This is a genomic window from Rothia similimucilaginosa (genome assembly GCF_029850985.2).
Classification (GTDB): domain Bacteria; phylum Actinomycetota; class Actinomycetes; order Actinomycetales; family Micrococcaceae; genus Rothia.
Genome location: NZ_CM138149.1, coordinates 34,156 through 55,048 on the forward strand (window position 1 = coordinate 34,156; position 20,893 = coordinate 55,048).

Here is a 20,893-nt window from a genome sequence, read left to right on the forward strand (position 1 = left end):
GCGATACCCTTAATCACATGAGCAGTAAAGCAACCGAAATCGCAAAGAGTCTTCCCGCGCTAGAGCACCCGGATGGTAGCCCCATCCGCGCCCTCGTTGTTGATGACGAGGAGATGCTCAAAGAACTCGTCAGCATGGGTTTGAAAATGATTGGCTGGGAGGTGCAGTCCGCAGGTGATGGCCCCTCCGCGCTCGCGATTGCCCGCGATTGGCGTCCCGATGTGCTCGTGCTGGATATTATGATGCCCGGCTTCGACGGCCTTGAGTTGCTCTCCCGTATCCGCAAGTTCTACCCCGAAGTTCCCTGCCTCTTCCTGACCGCTAAGGATTCAGTCGATAACCGTATCGAAGGCCTTGCCGCTGGTGCGGACGACTACGTGACCAAGCCCTTCTCCATGGAAGAAGTTATGATTCGTCTGCACCGCCTGGTGCAGCGCTCAGGTGTTGCTGCCATTGACGACGCTGAGCTGGTCGTCGGCGATCTGGTGCTGAACCAGGACACCCGCGAGGTGACCCGCGGTGGTGAGCAGATCAACCTCACCGCAACCCAGTTCGACCTGCTGCGCTACCTCATGGAGAACGCGAAGCGCGTGGTCTCCAAGAGTCAGATTCTTGATAATGTCTGGAACTACGATTTTGGTGGTCAGGCAAATATTGTGGAGCTGTACATCTCGTACCTGCGTAAGAAGATTGATGTGGGCCGTGAACCAATGATTCACACCGTGCGCGGTGCTGGTTACGTGCTACGTCCCGCCGTCTAAGTTTATTCTCTGCTCTTCATATGGCGCGGTATAACACTCGGTTATGCTGCGCCGTATCAGTTATATTCCGTATTTCGAATACAGAAAGAAAGGATGTTCGTGGGCTTCTACTCACCCGGTGAACCCGCCTCCCCGGATAACGAAGCAACCCGCTCCCTGCGCGCGGGTACCCCCGCACGAGACGGTGCCGCACCTTCCCGCACGAACTTCTTCGTGCGCCTACGCGCCGCCTGGAAGAGTATGAGGAACCCCGAGGCATCCCCCGAAGAACTCGGGTACGTGCCCCACCTTCGTTCGCGCCTTATCGCCATCCTCGTGACAGCCCTCGGCATTGCATGCCTCATCATCGGCCTGTCCACCTACGTGACCCTGCAGAACTCCCTCTACCAGCAGGCACAAAGCGACCTCAAAGAAACCAGCCACCGCGTAGTGCAGCCGACCTCCCGAGACGGCAAGCGAGAAGAAGTGGACTGCAGTGACCTGCAGAAGAGCAGCTCCCTCTTTGCGCCCGGTCAGGCGTCCGGAACTATCATCACCTGCGTGGAATCCGAAGGTGCCGTAGAAATCGCCAGCAAGCTCACCAAGGAGGGCACCGTACAAACCCTCTCCACCAACGACCAGGTAACCCTCGGAACCATGGCACTCAACGCCACCAAAGAGGAAGTCCGAGAGATCAAGCTGGAATCCGGCCTGTACCTCGTGAAAATCACCCCGAAGGCTAATAGCAGCGCCGACGCCCAGGTGGTTGGTATTCCGCTCGCCAACGTGCAACAGACCCTCACTATCTTCGTGATTGTGGTAGCCCTCGGTTCCATCGCCGTGATGGTTGGTGCCGGTGTAGCGGGCTCCTACATTATTCGCGGCACCATGAAGCCCCTGGAGCGAGTCTCCGCGGTGGCAACCGATGTGGCGCACCTGGACCTGGAAGAGCACACCATCTCCTCGGCGGTGCGAGTGGAACCGCGCGATTCCGACCCGCGCACCGAAGTGGGTGCCGTGGGCTACGCCCTCAATCAGCTGCTGGATAACGTGAACTCCGCCCTCGAGGTGCGCGAACGGACTGAACACCAGATTCGGGCCTTCATTGCGGACGCCTCCCACGAGCTGCGCACGCCCCTTGCCGCCATTAAGGGGTACTCCGACATGCTCCGCTGGACCGAGCCGCTCAGTGAATCCGGTAAATCCTCCCTGGCGCGTATCGACTCGCAGACCGAACGTATGTCACGCCTCGTGGAGGACCTGCTGACCCTCGCTCGCCTGGATGAAGGCCGTGAACCCAAGTTTGAGCTCGTCGATCTGACTGAACTGGTGCTTGAATGTACCTCCGACATGCAGGCTGCCGCGCGCACCCACGAATGGCACCTGAACCTATCCGACGAGCCGGTTGAGGTCGTGGCGGATCGATCCCAGATTCAACGCGTCATCTTGAACCTGCTCTCGAATGCCCGCAAGCACACCGATGAAGGTACGCGTGTGACTGCGGGCCTGGCTGTGGATACTGCACGCCGTGAAGCTGTAGTGACTGTGAGTGATAACGGTCCGGGTATTGCCCCTGACTTCTTGCCGAAGATTTTTGACCGCTTCACCCGCGCCGATAAGGCACGCTCCGGTTCGGTTGGAACCACTGGTCTGGGGTTGGCGATTGTGCAGGCGATTGTGCAGGCGCACGGCGGTTCGATTCAGGTGCAGAGCCAGCCTGGGCATACGGTCTTTACGGTGCGTCTGCCTTTAGAAGCGGCGCGCGCCTAACGCACCTGCTTGGTGGCTCGCTGAGCGGGTAGCCGGGTGAGCGCTCGAGGGTGGGGTGTGTTGTGCGCTCCTCACCCCTTTGGTGTGTTTTTTAGGGTGTTCTAGCGTTCTGGCAGGCTAAAATACTAAATCACATATTGATTAAACATTAAATCTTCACCTCAAGTTTATTGCCTCGAGTGCAAATATATGGTGAATCTAACCCCCAAATAGTTACTCTCAGTGAAACATTGCGCGTATTGTAAAAAGCATGGCTAATCTTGTTGAATCCCCCGCAAACATCACGGACAAGCGTTCCGCCCGCAAGGCAGAGAACCGCATTGCAATCGTTGAGGCAGCAGAATCCCTCATCCTTGAGGGCGGCTACGGCGCCCTCAACACAGAAGCACTCGCAGAACGCGCAGGCGTCTCCCGCCGCACCATCTTCAACCACTTCGCCTCCGTAGACGACGTGCTGGTCACCCGCATGAACCAGTACTTCAATCGCATCTTCGAAAAATGCGACTTCACCGTCTCCGGTGAAAACGCAAGCATGGAAGCCGAAATGCTCTCCATCGCCCGCAAGGTCTTCATGAGCAACACCCTCGAAGAGTACATCGCACCCTTCGTACACCTGCTCTACGCCCTCGAAATGGACAGCCCCGCGAAGTTCGAAGAATACTCGCACGTCATCCTTGAGCGCACCTACGACATCTTCCTCGAACAGTACCTCGCGGCATACCCTGACCTGCCATACCTGCGCGTGGCAGTCTTCGCCTCCAACCTCTCCGAAACCATTGGTGAAGGCATCTACTACTACCTCACCCGCGCCGAAGAAATAACCGCCAAGGTCTCAGTGGAAGCCCCCGAAAGCATCCACCCCGAAGCGCTCGCCATTGAAACAATGCGCCAGTGCGTACTCGAAGCACTCGATTACCTGAGTCGTCTGGTCCAGGGCGAATTCGCAAGCTAAGCCCCATAGCTTCAACGCTCAAACACTCTCGCTCGGGCAACTCATGTACAGGTCCCCGGGGCGGGGTATTTTTTGCCCAAAACAGGTAGTAGCGTTCGTAGTGCGGGGCAAAACTGCTCGGTAAAACGGCAGGGCAAACACTACACGCACCCAACCACCTCACCGCTCCCTACTCTTCACTCAACTTCAAAGGACTAAATCATGGCTACATGGCTCTACCGCATCGGTGAAGCCGCTGCCCGTCGTGCATGGACTGTCATCCTTATCTGGGCACTCATCATTGCCGGTGTAGCGGGTGCCTATGCCGTGTTCCACGGCAAGCTCAGCAATACCTTCACCATGCCTGGAACGCAGACCCAGCAGCTCTCCGATGAGCTTGCACAGCGCTTCCCCAGCGCCAACCGCGGCTCCGGTCAGATCATTCTTACGACCGGTGATGGCACCGGCCTCACCGAAGAGCAGAAGCAGGCATTCTCCACCGCACTGCGTGCACTGCCCAGTGAGGTACCTTCTGTGGATGCGGTCACCGACCCGTTCACCACCACCTCCAAGCTCGCAGAAGCAAAAACCCGGCTCGACGAGGCGCACGCCAAAATTGACGCCGCCCCCTCCCAGATGGAGGACGGCAAAAAGCAGCTGAATACCGCCGCCTCGCAGCTTGAGGTAGGTATGAAGCAGATTGCCGACAACGAGAAGAAACTCGACGACTCACAAGCACAGATTAGTGCGGGTCAGGAGCAGGTCGCCTCTGCACAGAAGCAGCTGGATGACGCGCAGGCACAGCTGAAGGGCGGCTACGCCCAGGCGGAGGCGGCAGGCTCACCCGCCGCCACGATCGAGCAACTCGATGCTCAGCAAGCGCAGCTGACCGAGCAGCAGGATGCCCTCAATCAGCAACGCGATACCCTGACCGAGAGCCAGAAGCAGGTTGATGCGGGCCGTGCAGAAATTGCCTCTAAGAAGGACGAGCTGGCTGAGGGCCAGAAGAAGCTGGATGAGCAACGCAACCAGCTGCAGAAGACTGAGAGTGAGCTGCCGGCGCAGCGTGAGCAGTTAGAGCGCCAGCAGAAGCTCTACGACTTTGCCTCCGGCTACCGTATGGTCTCTGAGGATCAGTCCACGGCGATTGCGACTGTCTCGTTTAAGAAGAAGATTTACGAGGTGCCATCCACTGAACTGCAGAAGGTCATGTCCAATCTCGAGTCGGCGAACCTGCACGGGGCGATCATCCAGTTTGACGTGAATCTGAGTGAATCCGCGCTAGGCGGCGGCTCACACACCGGTGAGGTTGCGGGCATGGTCATCGCCTTCATCGTGCTCATGGTCATGCTCGGCACCCTCGTGGCTGCTGGCCTGCCGATTCTCATGTCTCTGGTGGGCGTGGTGGTGGGTGTGCTCGGTACGCTTTCCCTCTCTTCCGTTGTGGAGATGAGCTCCACAGCCTACACCCTGGGCCTGATGCTTGGCTTGGCGGTCGGTATCGACTATTCGCTGTTCATTCTGAACCGCTACCGCACGAACCTGCTGGACGGTCTGCCGAAGATCCAGGCAATTGCCCTGGCGAACGGCACGAGCGGTAACGCCGTGATTTTTGCGGCGAGCACTGTGATTATTGCACTCGTAGCGCTAAATGTGACCGGTATTCCCTTCCTGGGCGTGATGGGTAATGCCGCTGCGTTCTGCGTGGTTGTTGCCGCCCTAATCGCGGTGACGCTTACCCCGGCGGTGCTGTCCCTGGCGAGTACCAAAATCATGTCGAAGAAGCTGTGGGCTTCCATAGACACCCCGCAGAAAATTGCGGAACGCCGCGCGCGGGATGCCGAACGTACCGAGAAGCCGAACGGCTGGTTGCGCCTCGTGCTGGCGCGTCCGCTACTGACTCTGGTGGTCGGTACGCTGGCGCTGCTGGCGGTTGCCGCCCCCATGTCTCAGATGCGCCTGGGCCTGCCGGACGCCTCGAACTACCCCTCCGATAGCGCCGCGTACAAGTCGTATGCGCTGGTCAAGGACAAGTTCGGTGAGGGTATGAGTGCCCCGCTGATTGCGGTCGCGCACACGCCCGCGAACATGAGCGAGGAGCATGCTCAGCAGGCGCAAATTGATATCGCCTCTGCGGTGAAGGAACGCGGCGGTGCGAACGTGCAGGCTGTGGTTCCCGGCGGCATGACCGATGACCGTACCCTCATGATTTTCCAGGTGATTCCTGCCTATAGCGCAAGCTCTGTGGAGACTGAAGAGCTCGTCCACGAGCTGCGTTCCGTGACCGTTCCGGTTCAGGGCTCTAAGGTGTCTCTCGGCATTGCGGGTCAGACCAGCGGCAATATTGACGTCTCCGAGGTGCTTGCCCAGAAGCTACCCCTGTACCTGGGCGTGGTAATGGGGCTGTCCTTCCTGGTGCTGATTCTGGTGTTCCGTTCGATTATGGTTCCGCTGGTTGCCTCGGTGGGCTTCCTTTTCTCGGTGCTGGCGAGCTTCGGCGCCGTGGTGTCGATTTACCAGTTAGGCTTCATGAGCTTCCTCTTCGGGGTTGACCACCCGGGTCCGGTGCTGTCTTTCCTGCCGACCCTGCTCATCGGTATTCTTTTCGGTCTTGCCATGGATTACCAGATGTTCCTGGTGACCGGTATGCGTGAAGCGTACGTGCACGGCAAGGATGCGACGACCGCCATTGTGAGCGGCTACAACCATGCGGTGCGTGTGGTGGTGGCTGCCGCGATTATCATGATTTCAGTGTTTGGTGGCTTCATCTTTGCTGATTCGACCATGATCCGCCCGATGGGCTTTGGTTTGGCGTTCGGTGTGTTCGTGGATGCGTTCATTGTTCGCATGACGCTGACCCCGGCGATTATGGCTCTGCTGGGCGATAAGGCGTGGTGGATGCCGAAGTGGCTGGATCGCCTCACTCCGAATATGGATGTTGAGGGCGCCGCACTGAGTGAGAAGATTCAGCATGGGCGCGACTCTGCTGCTACTGACTCGGGTAACAAGCTCGGGTAAGAGTAAAGTATTTAGTGTGCGCTATAGCGCACACTAAATACTTATGCGATGCGAAAGGGCAGGTGCACGGTGATGAGGAGCCGCGCGAGTATCCAACAGAGGATAGGAAGCGTTCTGAACCGTGTGCCTGCCCCTTTTCTTGTCTTTCTAGGTGGTGGCACGGGTACGCTGTGTCGCGTGTATACCCCCGGCGGCGTGCTGGTGGCGAACCTGCTGGGGTCGTTCACGCTGGGTCTGTTGACGGTGGTGTGGAATGCCTACGCGCGCCGTGACGGTGAGGATCGGATTCATTCGTTCCGCCTACTGTTTGGTGCCGGTATGATGGGTGGATACACAACGTATTCTTCAATTGCGGCGGTAGTAGCGCAGACGATTTTTCTGCCGTACACGGTGCATAGCGGGTATATGGTGTTGGCGGTGCTAGTGCTGCTTGTGGGTGGTTTAGTTGCCGCCGCTGCGGGCATGCTGATGGGGCGTTTTGTGGCGTTCCGTCTGGTGCCTGCCAGTGATGTTGAGGAGGGCCGCTAATGTTTTTTGCTCTGATGGTTTTCCTCTGCGGCGGTCTGGGCGCTATGGCCCGCTTCTTTGTGGATAAGGCGATGTCGCCTCGCCTGCGTACGGAGTTGTCGATTATTAGCCCGGTGTTCGTCATTAACCTGGTGGGTTCGTTCTTCTATGGGTTGCTGATTATGCCGGTGTCTAATCCTCGTGCGCTGGGCGTTCACTATAACGCTACGGATCAGGTGGCGTTCTGGTGCACGGTGATTACGACCGGTCTACTGGGTGGCTTTACGACATTTTCGACTGCCATGGTGGAAGCACTGACTGCCCGCTCTGAGGGTAAGATGGTGAAGTTTCTGATGCTCTGGCTGGTGCAGGTGCTTGGTGCGATGGTGGCTGCGATTGCGGGTGCCTTCGTGTTCGTGTTGCTTTTTGGGCGTTATATTGCTCCGGTGTTTCCGTTGGATGTTTTGTACTGATGGGACCAGCTGTGGCGATTCTCATGGCGTGTTGGGTGCCGTACAGATTTTTCACAGTTTCCCTAGGGTGAGCCATAGGGCAGTCTTTTACACTGGTGGTGAAAGATATGCGGCGGGTATGAACAATAACCCGCTATATACCATCAAGAATACATATTAGAACAGGCATATATACAGGTGGAGTTCATATAAATCACTCTCACGACCCAAGGAACACACAGCATGCAGGAACTACTCAGTAAACATATGATTGGCACCTTCGCTATCGAGATTGCGGCACTCACAGTCGCGCTCTCCATCATCGGATTTATTGCTATGCGCCTGCGTGCCAAGAAGACCGGTCGAGTGCACGGCGTCCGCCAGTACCTGCTGACTGCGTCCTTCGCGCTGTTCCTCGCCTCAATTCTTTCACTGACGCTAACTCCGATTGGTGGCGCAAATAGCGTCACGAACCCTGAGCTGTACTACCCGCGCTTCTATGTGGGCTGGAGCTGGCAGCAGGCGTGGGAGCTGACTGCCGGCATGGGTCTGAACCGCTTCGCAACCACCGTGTATGCGCAGCTCTTCTTCAATGTCGCCATGTTCATCCCCTTGGGCTTCTTTACTGCGGGCTGCCTGCGCTGGGGTCTGCGCGCCACGGCGCTGAGTGGCTTCGCGTTGTCGAGCTTTATTGAGTTGAGCCAGTTGACCGGTAACTGGGGTCTGGCGGGCTTCACCTACCGCACTTTCGATGTGGATGACATTGTGAATAACACTGCTGGCGCGGTCTTTGGCGCGGTCTGCATCTGGGTGGTGCGCGCGATTCAGAAGCGCCGCGCGGCTAAGCATGACCGGGTGCTGGAAATGGCTAACGCCGCCGCGTAGAATCCTCTGAAACTCCCCAAACTCCCTTCCGCGAGGGGTTCGCTGTTTTTAGGTGCAACCTCGCCGGATAAATCTACTCAGATATACCCGGCTAGATGAAACCTTAGACAGGGAAGTTCCCAAACGGGAAGACTAGCCGTCTTCGGTCACCAGGTTGACGATGCGGATACTACGGTTGCCCTTGATCTCCTCAGGCATCAGGATCGGCATGGAACCGGTCGGCGTGTATGTTGCCGCGCGTGCCGCCGCGGTAGCGTGGGTGTCTTCATACTCGGGGATAACCTCGGAGCTGGGTGTGCGGTACAGGTGGCTATTGGCCCACCACGCAAAATGCAGAATCGCAATCGTCAGAGCGCTGGAAACGAACAACCACGGGCTGACCTGACCCTCGTAGTAGAGCTTGAAGAACGCGCCACCCATGAAACCACCGGCAATCGGGCCGCAGATCGGAACCCACGTATAGAACCAGTGCGAAGTGCCTTTATCGTGGATGGGCAGCAGGGCGTGCATGAGGCGCGGACCGAAGTCACGGGCGGGGTTGAGGCGGCCGCCGGAGTATGCGTGGGAGGCGTAGACACCGAAGGTGACGGCGAATCCCCAACCGAAGGCAATGGTGAAGAAGTTGTCGCCGTGGCCTTTGGATCGGCGAAGTTCGACGTTGGCGATGACGCCGCAGCCGATGGTGCACATGATGAGCGTGCCGAGGAATTCGGCGAGGTAGGGGCTGATGGTGTACACGGGATGTCCTTCAGGTAGTGAAGTGCAGGTGGTGCAGTGCCGAGCGCGAGGGGGTGTGATTTTGTGTGTGCTATGCCACATGGGTAGCATGTGTAACCTTCGGCATCTATGGAATCCTGAATACCCTGGGAGGGCAATACTTTAGTGTTATTTCACCCTTATACATAAGCGATTTTTCGGGTTTTTCATTTAAAAATAAATGTGGAAGATGAGGGAGAAACCAGTCATAGTCCACACCGTGGACTCACTCCCTCAGTTTGCGGTTTCTCCCCATGGTTGATTCCACGGCTCAATCAACACTCGCCCCCGCCATCAGCACAGAATGCCCGGGCACCCCAATGGGGTGCCCGGGCAGATTCTAGAATTTCTAGGTTATGGCGGTTTTGGGCAACTCGTGCGAGCCGCCGTGGACTGGCTGTTACGCTGCTACACGGTTGCTACTTGTACTACTTGGCGCTCGCCCAGTCGAGAATCGCCTCGAAGAAGCGCTCACATTCGCTCAACTGCTCCAGCTCAATCCACTCGTTCGGAGTGTGCGCCTGGGCAATATCGCCGGGGCCGCAAATGATGCTCTGCACGCCGGCACGCTGGAACTGGCCCGCCTCGGTGCCGTAGGTGACCTTCTGCGGTGCACCGTCGGTGCCCAGCCACTCGTGCACCAGGTGAATGAGCGGCGCGTCGTCTTCGGTACCCAGGCCCGGCACGGCGGCGAGTAGCTCGTGCTTCACACTCACGCGTGAGGTGAGGCTACCGGGCTGTGCGCCGGTCAGCTTCTCGGCGCGTGCGGCGCGTGCCTGCAAATCCGGCAGGATCACCTCTGAAAGCTCGCGGTCAATGCGCTCCACGAAGGACTCGGTGGTCACCTGCGGCAGGGTGCGCACATCGTACTCTACGACCGCCTGCTCGGCGACGATGTTGTACTGCAGACCGCCAGTAGCCAGGTTCACGCTACCGGTGGAGTGGGGAATGATGAACGACTCGTCGTAGGGGCCTTCTTCTTCCCACTGGTCCGCCATGTCGGTGAAGAAGGTGATGAATTCGCCGGCTGCGGCGACCGCATTCACGCCGTGGGTTGCCAGGGAGCCGTGTTTGGGCACGCCGGTGAAGGTGACGCGGCCGCGGTGCGCGCCCTTGTGCGCGGAGATAATGCGCATGCTGGAGGGCTCACCAACAATCGCGTAGTCGGGGGCGAGGTCGCGCGCCACGAACTCCTCAATGAGGGAGGGCGCACCGATGCAACCGATTTCTTCATCGTAGGAGAACGCGAAGTGCAGGGGAGTGCGCAGCTTCGCCTCGGCAACGCGCGGCAGCAGCCAGAGCGCCACGGCGAGGAAGCCTTTCATGTCGCATACACCGCGGCCGTAGGCGCGGGTACCCTCCACGCGCAGGGTGAACGGGTCTGCGTCCCATGCCTGACCCGCAACGGGTACAACGTCCGTGTGGCCGGAGAGGATAACGCCGCCGCGGGTGGTGCCGTCAGTAGCGGGAATCGTGACCAGTAGGTTAGCGCGGGTGCCGTCCTCATTGTAGGTGCGCACACCGCTGTAGCCGTAGCGGGCAAATTCGGCTTCGACGAGCTCAATGAGTTCCAGGTTGGAGGTTCCGGAGACAGTGGGGATCGCGATGAGCTTTTCGAGCCAGGGGAGGGATGCGGGCTGGGTAGTCTGAGCCGTCATGACTGTTCCTTCTGAGCTGTATTGGGTGCGCTGTGCCATCGTGTGCCGTATGCGCTTTTATGTTTAGGGTACGCCGCGGGGCGGTATTCGTCGCTTCATGGTCGTCGAATACCGCCCCGTGACCCCTGCGCGGGGGTTAGATGCTGTAGTTGTTCACGTTGGAGTGGTCACCCAGCGCGTGGAAGTTACGCGAGTGGTAGACCAGCGGGGTGCCTTCGCAATCGTTACGGATGAACTCTTCAACCTGGGCGGTGAAGACGATTGCGGGACCAGCCTCAACGCGGCTGAGCGGGGTTGCGCGCAGAACGCGGCGTACGCCGTGGACGAGTGGCTCGCCGGTGTGGACGAATTCCCAGGCGCTAGTGTCTTCGAAGCGGGGGTAATCGTGGGTGGCGAAGTTCTTGGCGATGGTGACATTCTCAGCGTCGAGCATGTGCACGAGGAAGGAGGAGGAGGCAGCGATCTTTGCTGCGGATCCGCTATTTGCCTTCAGGGAGAAGGCGATGATGGCGGGGTCTGCGGACACGGAGGTCAGGGAGGAGGCGGTGAAGCCTGCCGGTTCACCGTTTTCGTCGGTTGCGGTGATGATGGCGACGCCTGCGGGCTGGTGGCCGAAGGCTAGTTTGAATTGTTCGGAGGTATCGGCGATGAGCGCCTGTGCTGCAACGGTTTCGGTCATAATCGACCCTTTCTTCTGCGGCTGCGTTTGAGGGTTCGTCCTGTGGTGTTTGCTCTGGGCGACCCTTTAGTTAAGGGGAGATATGTTCAGAGTAAAGGTAAAGGATGCCGAACACCTTATTTATTGCCCTATGTTTCTTAGGCGAACCTTTCGTGACATTGGGTGTGAAATATTACGTCATAATCTTCGTCTTTTGGGAGCTTCGAAGATGCACTTCGCCGATTGCCCCGCATTAGGGCCTGAGTAGCGGGTTGTGGGTGCTATCCCTCTCTCTTCTGCGGGGTTTCGCGGGGTGTAGAGGCCTCTGAGGTATCCTTGCTAGGTACTTGAAAGCGTTTCGTGCCCCGTATTTGAGGGTTTTTTGGTGCGTGAACTGTGGTGAGATGAGGATTAATGAGCTGGTTGGCAACTATTCCGCTACTCCTTTTTGCGGTCATGTTGGCTTTTGGCCCCGGCTATGCAATGGGCTGGGCGTTGCGTGTTCCTGCACGTCTGCGTGTTTTTTACGCACCGTTGCTGACGTTTGCCCTAGTGACTGTCTCTGCGATTGTGCTGGGTAAGACCGGTATTCCGTGGAGCCTGATTTCTTTCGTGCTGGTCGCTGCAGTGCTGGTGGCTGCGGCTGCTGGTCTCATGTGGCTGGTGGGTCGCCGTTGGCCTGCTCTGGCGTCTGTTTCGTGGCCGGGTAATGATGTTCCTGTCGCGTGGCCGGTGGTGGGTGCAGTACTGGGGGGTTTCCTGGTACTGCACATGACCGAGGACATGGTGTTCGGTCCGGAGGCGTTCTCGCAGACCCTCGATAACTCCTACCACATGAACGCGATCCGCTGGATTCAGGAGCACGGCGACGCCTCCAGCCTGACCATGGGCGCTGTCTCCGGCATGAACCAGGAGCCGTACTTCTACCCCGCCGGTTGGCACGATTTCGTGTACCTGATTTACAACACCACCGGCACGAGCATTGCTACGGCAACCATCGTCATGATTCTGCTGGTGGCGGGCATTATCTGGCCTTGCTCCCTGGTGGCAATGTGCTTGAGCATTCCGCATCTGCGCCGCCTGCAGGCGCTCGCCATTCCGGCACTGACCTGCGGTTTCTTTGCGTTCCCCGGTCTGTTGCTGTTCTGGGGCGTGCTGTTCCCGAACCTTCTTGGTTACGCCCTACTACCCGCGTTCGTGGCGCTGCTGTCGCACATGATTCAGGTAATGGCGCGCCGCGAGTACTCCCTCGTGCTGTCCCTGTCGCTGACGATTCTGGTGGGTCTGGGCGGTTTGGCTCTGGTGCATCCGAACGCGGTGGTTTCTGCCGCAGTGTTTGCGGTGCCCATGCTTCTGGGCGGCGTGGTGCAGGTTCTGCGGACTCGTGGCGCGTCCACGCGTGAGCGTCTGGTGGGTACCGGCGTGCTGGTTGCCCTGATCGCCGGATGCGTCACCGCCTGGTCCGTGCTGCGCCCGAGCCAGGAGGCGAGCGAACTGTGGACCTCCATCATGGGCGAAGGCGAGGCGGTCTACCAGTTCCTGTTCCTGGGCCTGGAGAACGCGAACCCGCTGGGTGGTAATTTTGCTCCCGCCTACCTGGTCGGTTTCTTGGCGCTGTGGGGCGTTGGCTACCTGCTGTATAAGCGCCGTAACCTGTGGCTGATTGGCAGCTGGATGCTGGTCGGCTACATGTGGATTATTGCGGCTTCGGTGCCGCGCGGTGACTTCCGCCTGCTGATGGTAGGCCCCTGGTACACCGACCACTTCCGCCTGGCGGCGCTGGTGGTGTTCCCCTCCGTGCTTCTTGCCGGTATTGGCCTGGGCGGTGCCGTGGAGGGCATCTTCGTGCGCATCATGCACGCTATTCCGCGTGAGAAGCACGCGAAGGTCGCCCCGGCAATGATGGGTGCCGCCATGGTGCTGGTGCTCGCGGTTGCGGGCCTGTCCTCGCGTACCCCCGCAATGCATGACGCAACCCTCGAGGTGGCGAAGAGGTACCAGGTGACCCCGACCTCCGACATCCTGAACCAGGATGAGATGAACGTCATTAACGAGATTCCGAAGATCGTGCCCAAGGGCGACACCATCGTGAACAACCCCTGGGACGGTAGCGCCTACATTTACGCGCTGGCTGACCGCCACCTGACCAGCTACCACTTCGAGTTCCAGACCTCCCCGAAGTACGCGGCGATCCTGAACGATTTGAAGGACGCCCGCACGAACCCGGAAGTCTGCCGCGAGGTGAACCAGTACAAGGCTCACTGGTACGTGCACCTGGAGAACCAGGGCAACTTCGGCCCCAGCGAGCAGAAGAACTATGACGGCCTGGTGGCTGCTATCGACACGGACGTTCTGACCCCGGTGTACTCCTCAGGCCCGATGACTCTGTACCGCATTAGCGCCTGCGATAACTAATGCGCTAACTAGAAGGTGCGCCAACACCCCCTTATAGAGCGTATGCATCTCAGAGAATAAGTGGTGCAGTCTACAATCTGTCACCAAATCTTAGATGCCGCGGAACCACTGATATGATGAAAACCGGTATGTCCACTAGGGCATACCGGCTTTCACACGCACGGTAAGACACATTCATTAGGAGGGGTAACTGCCCTATGGGTTCTCCCGCACCGCCTCTCACCCCACTCACTTCACCTCGTACGCTGGTGATTATGCCCGCCTGGAACGAGGAAGAAGCACTGCCCGGCAGCATCGCTGAACTGAAGGAGACGGTACCCTACGTGGACCTGGTGGTGGTCAATGACGGCTCCACCGACAACACCTCCGCTGTGGCTCGTGAGGCGGGCGCTTTTGTGATTGACCTGCCCTACAACATGGGTGTGGGTGCCGCCATGCGCACCGGCTACAAGTACGCGCAGCGCATGGGCTACGACTACGCCATGCAGGTCGATTCGGACGGTCAGCACCACCCCGAGAGTATCCCTTCACTCATCGAGGCGGTGCAGGGTTACGACATCGTGATTGGTTCCCGTTTCGCTGATGGTGCGGCTGACTACGAGGTGTCCGGCCCGCGCAAGTGGGCGATGGGCCTGCTGTCGTTCCTGTTCACCCGCTCGGCGGGTACCCCGTTCACGGACGTGACGAGCGGTTTTAAGATCGCTAACCGCCGCGGTATCGACTTCTACTGCCGTAACCTGCCCGCCGAATACCTGGGCGATACGATCGACATCACCGCCATGGCTATTAACAATGGCTTGAAGGTGCGTCAGGTGCCGGTGCATATGCGTGAACGTCAGGGAGGTACCCCCTCCTCCGGTCCGCTGAAGTCTGCTGTCTATCTGGTTCGTTCACTGTTTGCCTACGGCATTTCGGTGAGCCGCCGTCCTGAGGAGAAGTAGCCGTGAGCGCCAGTGTTTTCTTCTTGATCCTTGCCGTACTGATCTGCACTTTCGTGGTGATTCAGGTGCGTAACCAGCGCATGAAGGAGCGGTACGCCGCCCTATGGCTGATTATTGGTACCACCATTATTGTGTTGGGTGTTTTCCCGAATCTTCTGAATGGTGTGGCGCATTTTGTGGGCGTCGCCCTGCCGGTGAATCTGCTGTTCCTCCTGTCTATTCTGCTGCTGATGGGTGTGAGTATTCACCTGACTCTGGAGCTGTCGCGCCTGTCGGAGAAGACCCGCATTCTGGCTGAGGAAGTCGCCATCCTGAAGGCGCTTCAGGAGCAGCCGGAGGGCGCTGCCGGTGCGAAAAAGCGTAACCAGCAGGAATCTTAAAAGCTTTACTGTCGAACTTTTCACCCCTTTGTGAGTTGGAGTAATACCTCATGACCGTTGATATTCTGTTCCCCTACTACGGCGACGTCGCCATGATGAAGCAGGCTGTGCTGTCTGTGGTCGGTCAGACCAACCCGGACTGGCGCCTGATTGTTGTTGATGACGGCTACCCGGACGACTCGATTCCCGGCTGGTTCGAGTCGCTGAAGGACGAGCGCATCACCTATATGCGTAATGAAACCAACCTGGGTGCGAACGCGAACTACTGCAAGTGCCTGACCTTTGTGGAGAACGAGCTGGTCACCGTCATGGGTGCTGACGACGTCATGCTCCCCAACTATGTGCAGTGGCTCGTGGATGCGGCGGCTAAGCACCCTGAGGCGTCCATTTTCCAGCCCGGCGTGGTCGTGATTGATGAGAACAACGGCCTGTCGAACACTCTGGTGGAGCAGACTAAGGCGTTCTACCGCCCCAAGGGTGAGGCTGTTCTGCAGGGGGAGGAGCTGGCTACCTCCCTGCTGCGCGGCGCGTGGTTCTACTTCCCCTCCCTGGGTTGGCGTAAGGACGCTATCGTGGGCACCGGCTTCCGTGAGGGCCTGAACGTTATCCAGGACATGGCGCTGATCCTCGACATTACGATGCGCGGCGGCTCCCTGTACTACGATCCGCAGGTTGCGTTCATGTACCGCCGCCACGGTGGTTCTGACTCGTCCTGGCGTGCCCTGGAGGGTACCCGCTTTGAGGAGGAGCGCCGCTACTACAACACCATGGTTGAAGAGATGACTGCCCTGGGTTGGACGAAGGCTGCTCGTGTGGCGCGTATTCGCTTCTCCTCGCGTGCTCACGCGCTGACTCTGCTACCGAAGGCGGCTCTGGCGAAGAAGTGGCAGGGTGTTAAGAACCTTGCTGAGCATGTGGTGAAGTAAACTCTATATTTGTGTGCGGTGCGTCGTACATCCTGCGATGGATGTGCGGCGCATCTGCGTATGTAATGATGATTTGTGTTGGCGGCTATGTTGGCGGCCTGGAACGAGGAGGATGCAGTGAGCGAGTCGGTGCAGCACCCCGATAAGAGTGGGGTGGAGGAACAAACCTCCGAAAAGACTCAGTTGTCGGGCACGGTTACCCGCTACCAGTCCCTGGCGCTTTTGGGTTCGTCCCTGTTGGCGGCGGTCTCCACACTGGTGGTGACTATGATTGCTCAGCGTGCCCTGAACGGTTCGGAGCTGACGGAGTTCCTGCTCTTTTGGGCGGCGCTTTTCACGGTGACGGGTATTATCACGGGTATTCAGCCGGAGATTACGCGTGCGGTGGGTACGGCACGCACTCATACTGTAACTGACAGGGCGGTATCGGGCAGCGCTACATCTGCTGAGGGTTCCGTGTCGCAGGGCGCTCTCGTGATTACGGTAACCGCGGCTTTGGGCGCTATCGCCGCCGCATTGGTGCTGGTGAGCTCCCCATTGTGGGCAGACCAGCAGATTCCGCATTCGGCGGCGATTGGTGTAATCGTTATGGCGGTGGGCGTGTTCCTCTACGCCCTGCAGGCGACCATCAGTGGCGTGACCGCCGGTGAGGACCGCTGGTACCTTTTCGCGGCGGTAGGCGGCCTGGAATCGGTCGGGCGCCTCATCCTCATCCTTGCGGCTGCGCTCATGATTCCTTCTCTTGCCGGTCTTGAGGTGGCAATCGTCGTGCCGATGGGCCTGTGGCTCATCCTGGCGCTCGCGACCGTCTCGGGTCGCCGCCTGTGGGTTGCCCGCGCCGATGTGCCCGCGCGCCGTCTGAGCGCCAATATCCTCTGGTCGTTCCTGTCCTCTGCCGCCGCGGCTGTACTGATGATGGGCTTCCCGAACGTGCTGAAGGCGAGCAGCACCGCAGAGAGCGAACCGGTCGTGCTGGGCACCCTGATCCTGGCGATTTCCATTACCCGTTCGCCGATTATGATTCCCCTGCAGGCGTTCCAGGGTGTGGCGGTTTCTGCCTTCTTGAAGCAGAGCCACCGCCCCGTAGCGGCGTTCATTAAGCCTGCCGCCGTCGTGGTGGTTGTGGGCGCTGTAGGCGCGTTGGCGGCGTACGTGGTGGGTCCGCTGCTGTTCCGCCTGATTTACCCGCCTGCTACAGGTGCAGAGTCCGCCTACGAGGTGGCAGCCTCCGGCATCACCCTGGGTGCGCTGGTCTTCGCCTCGGCACTGCTGGCGCTCATGACCCTCTCGGGCAATATGGCGCTCGCAGTGAACCAGCACCGCATCTACCTTGCCGGCTGGGTGGTTGCCGCGGCGGTGACATTGAGCCTGGCATTCTTGGTCCCCACCCCGCTGGTACCGCGCGCTATTGTGGCGCTGGCGGTTGGCCCGGTCTGCGGTTTTGTGGTGCACATGGTGGGTGTGTCTTTGGCATCCCGCACGAAAGAAGCTCGCGCCGAAGAAACCCACGCGGAGTAGTTTAAAACCTCTGATTAAAACCTACGGGAGGGGTACGTACGTCACGTACGTTCCCCTCCCAACGTTTTACCCCGGTAGGCGGATCACCGCTAGGGAATCAGCCACTTACGAACCGGCGGAATCCAGCGCAGTAGCCACACCAGAACCAGCGAAGAAGCCCACACCAGCAGCGCGTAGGGTGCCTCCAGGCGGTAATCCACCAGCGGCCAACCGTAGGCGGCGAGGCCCTGAATAATCAGCAGGTGAATCAGGTACACACCAAAAGTCAGAGCCGAGAGCTTACGCAGACCCGTCTGAACCGCCTCCGGCAGGCGATTCAGCGGCAGAGACTTGAAGAATACAAAAACCGCCGAAGCCCAGAAAATCGTCGGAACAGACAGGTACTCGGTCGCCAAACCGCCCAGGCCCTGGTGGTTCAGCACCAGGTACGGGCCCACCAGAATATGCGTGAGCGAACCGGCAACACCCAGCACATAGATGACCAGACGCCACGGCAGGCTAAACTCCGTATTCGCCAGCGCGTAACCCAGGAAGCAGAAGCCCACATACCCCACGATGGGTGCCGAGAACTCCGGCATAAACTGCGGGTTAATCTTCTGCAGAGAAGCAGTCGCAATGGGCATCAGCAGACCCAAAGCCGCCATCAGCCACGCCAGCTGCACCTTCTTCTCACCGGCACCACGCAGGGCGTACGAGAAGATCGGCAACACCAGGTACACGCCGATGAGTGCTTCCAAATACCAGAGGGTCACGCCCACCTTGTTTGGTGCCAACAGCACCGCCAGAATCTCCTCACCCGTGGGCAGGGGAGTGTGCTTAAACCAGCTGCGCGCAAAGAGGTACACCTGACCCCACACCAGTAGCGGAATCAGAATCTTCGTGAAACGCTTCTTATAGAACGTGCCGACGCTCTCACGGTTCGTGAAATTCAGCAGGGTAATACCCGAGGCCATGAAGAAAAGCGGCACTGCAGCCACCGCGGTACCCGACAGGATATTCTCGAGAACCCAACCGGGCGAATCATAATCCACCCGGTAGTTGAACCGCACATGCAACGCCACCACGCAGATAATGGCGAGAACATTAATGAGGTCCAGATACACCTTTCGCGCAGGTCTGGGGCGCGCGGCAGGCACCTGAGACTCAGGCTGAGCATCCGCAGGTTGAGAGAACGCCACCTGCGCCGATGCAGGTTTGGAGGACATGAAAATCCGCTCCAATCAATGTGTGTGAGTGTGATGAAAAATGGGTGCATGCACCCGAATTCTAGAGGTTATAGACCCGCTTAACGTACGCACCATACAGCAGACGGTACAGTGTCGTGCTGGTCTTCAACAGTAGACCGGCGGCACCAAAAACCGGGCGGATGGGCAACGCAAGCAGTGCATCGCGCACCGTAAAACCACTACGGCAACCCGCCAGTACAGCCGGTGCGCTCTCACCGCCCACAATCAGTGCCTGCTGCGCATTATTCAGGTACGCAAGAACCCGGGCAATCGTCAGCGCCTCCTGACCGGCAGGCAGATGATACGTGCTCGTACGCTGCAGAGACTTCTCAAAATACTCCAGCAGGCGGGCAGTCTCAGATAGGGGAGTAATACGGCTCCATGTCAGGCTTGCCGCGCTCACAGCGTAAGCGTACAGTGGCTCATCGATGATGGTCACGCTCTGTGCTCGCAGGTAGCAGTCCAGTAGCGCGCATTCGTCCTCAGCACGTTCAATCTGGGGGTACCTGACGTTCTCAAATAGTTCGCGGCGAATAATCTTATCCCAGGCGTAAGGAGACAGCTCGTCCTTGAGTAGAGCAAATGCCGCCTCCTGACCAGTCATGGTGCCGGGGGAGCCCTTCAGACGCTTCCTGTTAGCACCATTGGTTGCCACCATATTGTGGGCGCAATTGACCACCTGCGCACCAGTACGCTCGGCGTGGTAGTGCAGGCGCTCCAGGAAGGTCGGGTAGAGAGCATCGTCAGAATCGGGGAAAGTCACCCACTCGCCACGTGCGTGGTCGAGACCTTGGTTACGCATTGCAGACAGGCCCTGATTCTTGGGGTTATTGAACACGCGCACGCGCTCATCCGGGTTCTGCTGCAGATACTCGGCAATCAGGTGCGCCGAATGATCCGGGGAGCCGTCAATCATGACCAGAAGCTCAAAATTGGGGTCGGTCTGCGCCAGCACCGACTCGACCGCCGCAATGACGGTGGAGGCGGTGTTGTAGACCGGCATGATAACGCTAGTGCGAGGGGTGGCAGACATAAAGACGGGAACCTTTGAAAACGGGGCTGATAAGAACAGGGCTACATTCCGTAGGTGCGCTTAATATATGTCCGATAGATGGGGTAATAGATTTTGGGGAAATATTTGAAGAGCGCACCTGCAAATCCATAGACGGAACCGGCGGACATCGCAAGGTATAGGGTATGGGGTGTAATTTCTTGGCGGCAGCGATGTAGGAATTCTTTACCCCCGGGAGGATTCTGTCGCAGGATGCTATTACCGCTGTTCACAAAATTGATGATGCGCGAGATGGCAAGCGCGGTCCGAACCTTCTTGCCGGCGTGGGGAGCATCTACTGTCGCATCCACGTAATCCATGAAGGCGACTAGATCTTCGAAAGGAGGAGTAGAACCCCAAGTGATAGATTCGGGGTTAACGGAGTAGAGATTCAGGGAATCAGGGATAATCTTCAGTGCGCGGGCTACGGTGCAGGCCGCGATGCTGTATCCGGCATCTTCCACTCGGTTAAGAGAGGGAATCGGATGTCTTTGAGTGTGGTGCGACGAAAAATTTTGTCCCATGCGAAGGGCGCGATGCGGCTGCTAAGAACCCGTGCTAGCGCGTCATCACCGCTAAAGGTACCGTCCTCGCCCATGAGACGGTACTGGGTTGATCCGTCCGGGTAGTAGATGTCGTGGGCGCAACCGACGATATCGACGTCATCGGTTGCGGCGGCGTGCATGACTTCTAGGAAGTTGGGCTTGTATGCATCGTCAGAGTCGAGGTAAGCGAGCCATTCGCCGGTCGCATGGCTGATTCCAACGTTGCGCGCACCAGCTAGTCCCAGATTCTTTTCGTTAAGGTGGTACGAGATGCGTGAGTCCTGGAGTTTCTGGAGATACTCCTGAATTACACGGTGAGAATCATCCGGGCTTTGATCGTTGATGATGATGAGTTCAAAGTCCGGGTCGGTTTGAGAGAGTACGGAGTCGATAGCCCGAACTACAGTGTTTACGGTGTTGTAGACCGGCATGATAATGCTGGTGCGGGGTGACGGCATAGTACCTCTTCGGAATGCGGTGGCTGGAACTTATACAGGTACATCATACGGTGGGGGC

At 58.5% G+C, this 20,893-nt stretch carries 19 protein-coding genes; 12 read left to right on the forward strand and 7 right to left on the reverse strand.

All coding sequences use genetic code 11. The features are described 5' to 3' along the window. The first annotated feature begins 17 nt into the window (after positions 1-17). From QFX07_RS00175 to QFX07_RS00205, 7 genes are all read left to right on the forward strand, one after another. Entirely contained in the window at positions 18-761 is a 744-nt protein-coding gene (locus tag QFX07_RS00175) for a response regulator transcription factor (protein ID WP_279741931.1), read from the forward strand. A gap of 93 nt (positions 762-854) precedes the next feature. Beyond that, positions 855-2,510, forward strand: coding sequence for a sensor histidine kinase (locus QFX07_RS00180; RefSeq protein ID WP_279754421.1), 1,656 nt, complete (start codon positions 855-857; stop codon positions 2,508-2,510). A 250-nt stretch (positions 2,511-2,760) separates the two neighbouring features. Next, positions 2,761-3,462, forward strand: a complete 702-nt coding sequence (locus QFX07_RS00185) for a TetR/AcrR family transcriptional regulator (RefSeq protein WP_279741929.1) — start codon at positions 2,761-2,763, stop codon at positions 3,460-3,462. A 201-nt stretch (positions 3,463-3,663) separates the two neighbouring features. Next, positions 3,664-6,459: an MMPL family transporter gene (locus QFX07_RS00190; RefSeq protein WP_279754422.1), complete on the forward strand. Its 2,796-nt coding sequence runs from the start codon at positions 3,664-3,666 to the stop codon at positions 6,457-6,459. Between the two features lie 72 nt (positions 6,460-6,531). Then, positions 6,532-6,987, forward strand: a complete 456-nt coding sequence (locus QFX07_RS00195; protein ID WP_279754560.1) for a fluoride efflux transporter FluC — start codon at positions 6,532-6,534, stop codon at positions 6,985-6,987. Beyond that, entirely contained in the window at positions 6,987-7,439 is a 453-nt protein-coding gene (locus QFX07_RS00200; RefSeq protein ID WP_279741927.1) for a fluoride efflux transporter FluC, read from the forward strand. The genes QFX07_RS00195 and QFX07_RS00200 overlap by 1 nt, the downstream gene beginning before the upstream one ends. A 222-nt stretch (positions 7,440-7,661) precedes the next feature. After that, positions 7,662-8,303, forward strand: coding sequence for a VanZ family protein (locus QFX07_RS00205; RefSeq protein WP_279754423.1), 642 nt, complete (start codon positions 7,662-7,664; stop codon positions 8,301-8,303). Between the two features lie 132 nt (positions 8,304-8,435). Here QFX07_RS00205 and QFX07_RS00210 read toward each other — a convergent pair whose 3' ends face one another. The 3 genes from QFX07_RS00210 to QFX07_RS00220 form a co-directional block, all read right to left on the reverse strand. Next, positions 8,436-9,041: an aquaporin gene (locus tag QFX07_RS00210; RefSeq protein ID WP_279754424.1), complete on the reverse strand. Its 606-nt coding sequence runs from the start codon at positions 9,039-9,041 to the stop codon at positions 8,436-8,438. Positions 9,042-9,487: 446 nt separating this feature from the next. After that, entirely contained in the window at positions 9,488-10,717 is a 1,230-nt protein-coding gene (gene argE, locus QFX07_RS00215) for an acetylornithine deacetylase (protein ID WP_279754425.1), read from the reverse strand. 136 nt (positions 10,718-10,853) lie between these two features. Beyond that, positions 10,854-11,396, reverse strand: a complete 543-nt coding sequence (locus QFX07_RS00220) for a flavin reductase family protein (RefSeq protein WP_279741923.1) — start codon at positions 11,394-11,396, stop codon at positions 10,854-10,856. Positions 11,397-11,789: 393 nt separating this feature from the next. On the opposite strand from QFX07_RS00220, the gene QFX07_RS00225 reads away from it, so the two are divergent. The 5 genes from QFX07_RS00225 (at position 11,790) to QFX07_RS00245 (ending at position 17,555) form a co-directional block, all read left to right on the forward strand. Then, positions 11,790-13,790: a DUF6541 family protein gene (locus QFX07_RS00225; protein ID WP_279741922.1), complete on the forward strand. Its 2,001-nt coding sequence runs from the start codon at positions 11,790-11,792 to the stop codon at positions 13,788-13,790. 254 nt (positions 13,791-14,044) lie between these two features. Continuing rightward, positions 14,045-14,731, forward strand: a complete 687-nt coding sequence (locus QFX07_RS00230; protein ID WP_371567857.1) for a glycosyltransferase family 2 protein — start codon at positions 14,045-14,047, stop codon at positions 14,729-14,731. A 2-nt stretch (positions 14,732-14,733) separates the two neighbouring features. Further along, the gene (locus QFX07_RS00235) at positions 14,734-15,111 is read left to right on the forward strand and encodes a DUF2304 domain-containing protein (RefSeq protein ID WP_279741920.1); all 378 of its coding nucleotides are present in this window, start codon (positions 14,734-14,736) and stop codon (positions 15,109-15,111) included. 50 nt (positions 15,112-15,161) lie between these two features. Continuing rightward, on the forward strand, positions 15,162-16,037 hold the full coding sequence (locus QFX07_RS00240) for a glycosyltransferase family 2 protein (protein WP_279741919.1): 876 nt from the start codon (positions 15,162-15,164) through the stop codon (positions 16,035-16,037). A gap of 117 nt (positions 16,038-16,154) precedes the next feature. Next, complete coding sequence (locus QFX07_RS00245) at positions 16,155-17,555, forward strand: hypothetical protein (RefSeq protein ID WP_279754426.1); 1,401 nt, start codon at positions 16,155-16,157, stop codon at positions 17,553-17,555. Between the two features lie 89 nt (positions 17,556-17,644). On the opposite strand, the gene QFX07_RS00250 is transcribed toward QFX07_RS00245, so the two are convergent. The 4 genes from QFX07_RS00250 to QFX07_RS00265 form a co-directional block, all read right to left on the reverse strand. After that, positions 17,645-18,760 carry an acyltransferase gene (locus QFX07_RS00250; RefSeq protein ID WP_279741917.1) on the reverse strand — a complete coding sequence of 372 codons (1,116 nt, stop codon included), beginning with the start codon at positions 18,758-18,760 and terminating at the stop codon, positions 17,645-17,647. A 61-nt stretch (positions 18,761-18,821) separates the two neighbouring features. Continuing rightward, positions 18,822-19,814, reverse strand: coding sequence for a glycosyltransferase family 2 protein (locus tag QFX07_RS00255; RefSeq protein ID WP_279741916.1), 993 nt, complete (start codon positions 19,812-19,814; stop codon positions 18,822-18,824). A 41-nt stretch (positions 19,815-19,855) separates the two neighbouring features. Beyond that, on the reverse strand, positions 19,856-20,152 hold the full coding sequence (locus QFX07_RS00260; protein WP_459741169.1) for a hypothetical protein: 297 nt from the start codon (positions 20,150-20,152) through the stop codon (positions 19,856-19,858). A 104-nt stretch (positions 20,153-20,256) separates the two neighbouring features. After that, positions 20,257-20,835 carry a glycosyltransferase family 2 protein gene (locus QFX07_RS00265; protein ID WP_459741170.1) on the reverse strand — a complete coding sequence of 193 codons (579 nt, stop codon included), beginning with the start codon at positions 20,833-20,835 and terminating at the stop codon, positions 20,257-20,259. Positions 20,836-20,893: the final 58 nt, after the last annotated feature.

Excerpts from the sequence above, each read along its gene's own strand:
- QFX07_RS00175 (WP_279741931.1), top strand. The coding sequence starts at position 18 with ATGAGCAGTAAAGCAACCGAAATCGCAAAGAGTCTTCCCGCGCTAGAG.
- QFX07_RS00180 (WP_279754421.1), top strand. The coding sequence starts at position 855 with ATGTTCGTGGGCTTCTACTCACCCGGTGAACCCGCCTCCCCGGATAAC.
- QFX07_RS00185 (WP_279741929.1), top strand. The coding sequence starts at position 2,761 with ATGGCTAATCTTGTTGAATCCCCCGCAAACATCACGGACAAGCGTTCC.
- QFX07_RS00190 (WP_279754422.1), top strand. The coding sequence starts at position 3,664 with ATGGCTACATGGCTCTACCGCATCGGTGAAGCCGCTGCCCGTCGTGCA.
- QFX07_RS00195 (WP_279754560.1), top strand. The coding sequence starts at position 6,532 with ATGAGGAGCCGCGCGAGTATCCAACAGAGGATAGGAAGCGTTCTGAAC.
- QFX07_RS00200 (WP_279741927.1), top strand. The coding sequence starts at position 6,987 with ATGTTTTTTGCTCTGATGGTTTTCCTCTGCGGCGGTCTGGGCGCTATG.
- QFX07_RS00205 (WP_279754423.1), top strand. The coding sequence starts at position 7,662 with ATGCAGGAACTACTCAGTAAACATATGATTGGCACCTTCGCTATCGAG.
- argE (WP_279754425.1), bottom strand. The coding sequence starts at position 10,717 with ATGACGGCTCAGACTACCCAGCCCGCATCCCTCCCCTGGCTCGAAAAG.
- QFX07_RS00220 (WP_279741923.1), bottom strand. The coding sequence starts at position 11,396 with ATGACCGAAACCGTTGCAGCACAGGCGCTCATCGCCGATACCTCCGAA.
- QFX07_RS00225 (WP_279741922.1), top strand. The coding sequence starts at position 11,790 with ATGAGCTGGTTGGCAACTATTCCGCTACTCCTTTTTGCGGTCATGTTG.
- QFX07_RS00230 (WP_371567857.1), top strand. The coding sequence starts at position 14,045 with ATGCCCGCCTGGAACGAGGAAGAAGCACTGCCCGGCAGCATCGCTGAA.
- QFX07_RS00240 (WP_279741919.1), top strand. The coding sequence starts at position 15,162 with ATGACCGTTGATATTCTGTTCCCCTACTACGGCGACGTCGCCATGATG.
- QFX07_RS00250 (WP_279741917.1), bottom strand. The coding sequence starts at position 18,760 with ATGTCCTCCAAACCTGCATCGGCGCAGGTGGCGTTCTCTCAACCTGCG.
- QFX07_RS00255 (WP_279741916.1), bottom strand. The coding sequence starts at position 19,814 with ATGTCTGCCACCCCTCGCACTAGCGTTATCATGCCGGTCTACAACACC.
- QFX07_RS00260 (WP_459741169.1), bottom strand. The coding sequence starts at position 20,152 with ATGGATTACGTGGATGCGACAGTAGATGCTCCCCACGCCGGCAAGAAG.
- QFX07_RS00265 (WP_459741170.1), bottom strand. The coding sequence starts at position 20,835 with ATGCCGTCACCCCGCACCAGCATTATCATGCCGGTCTACAACACCGTA.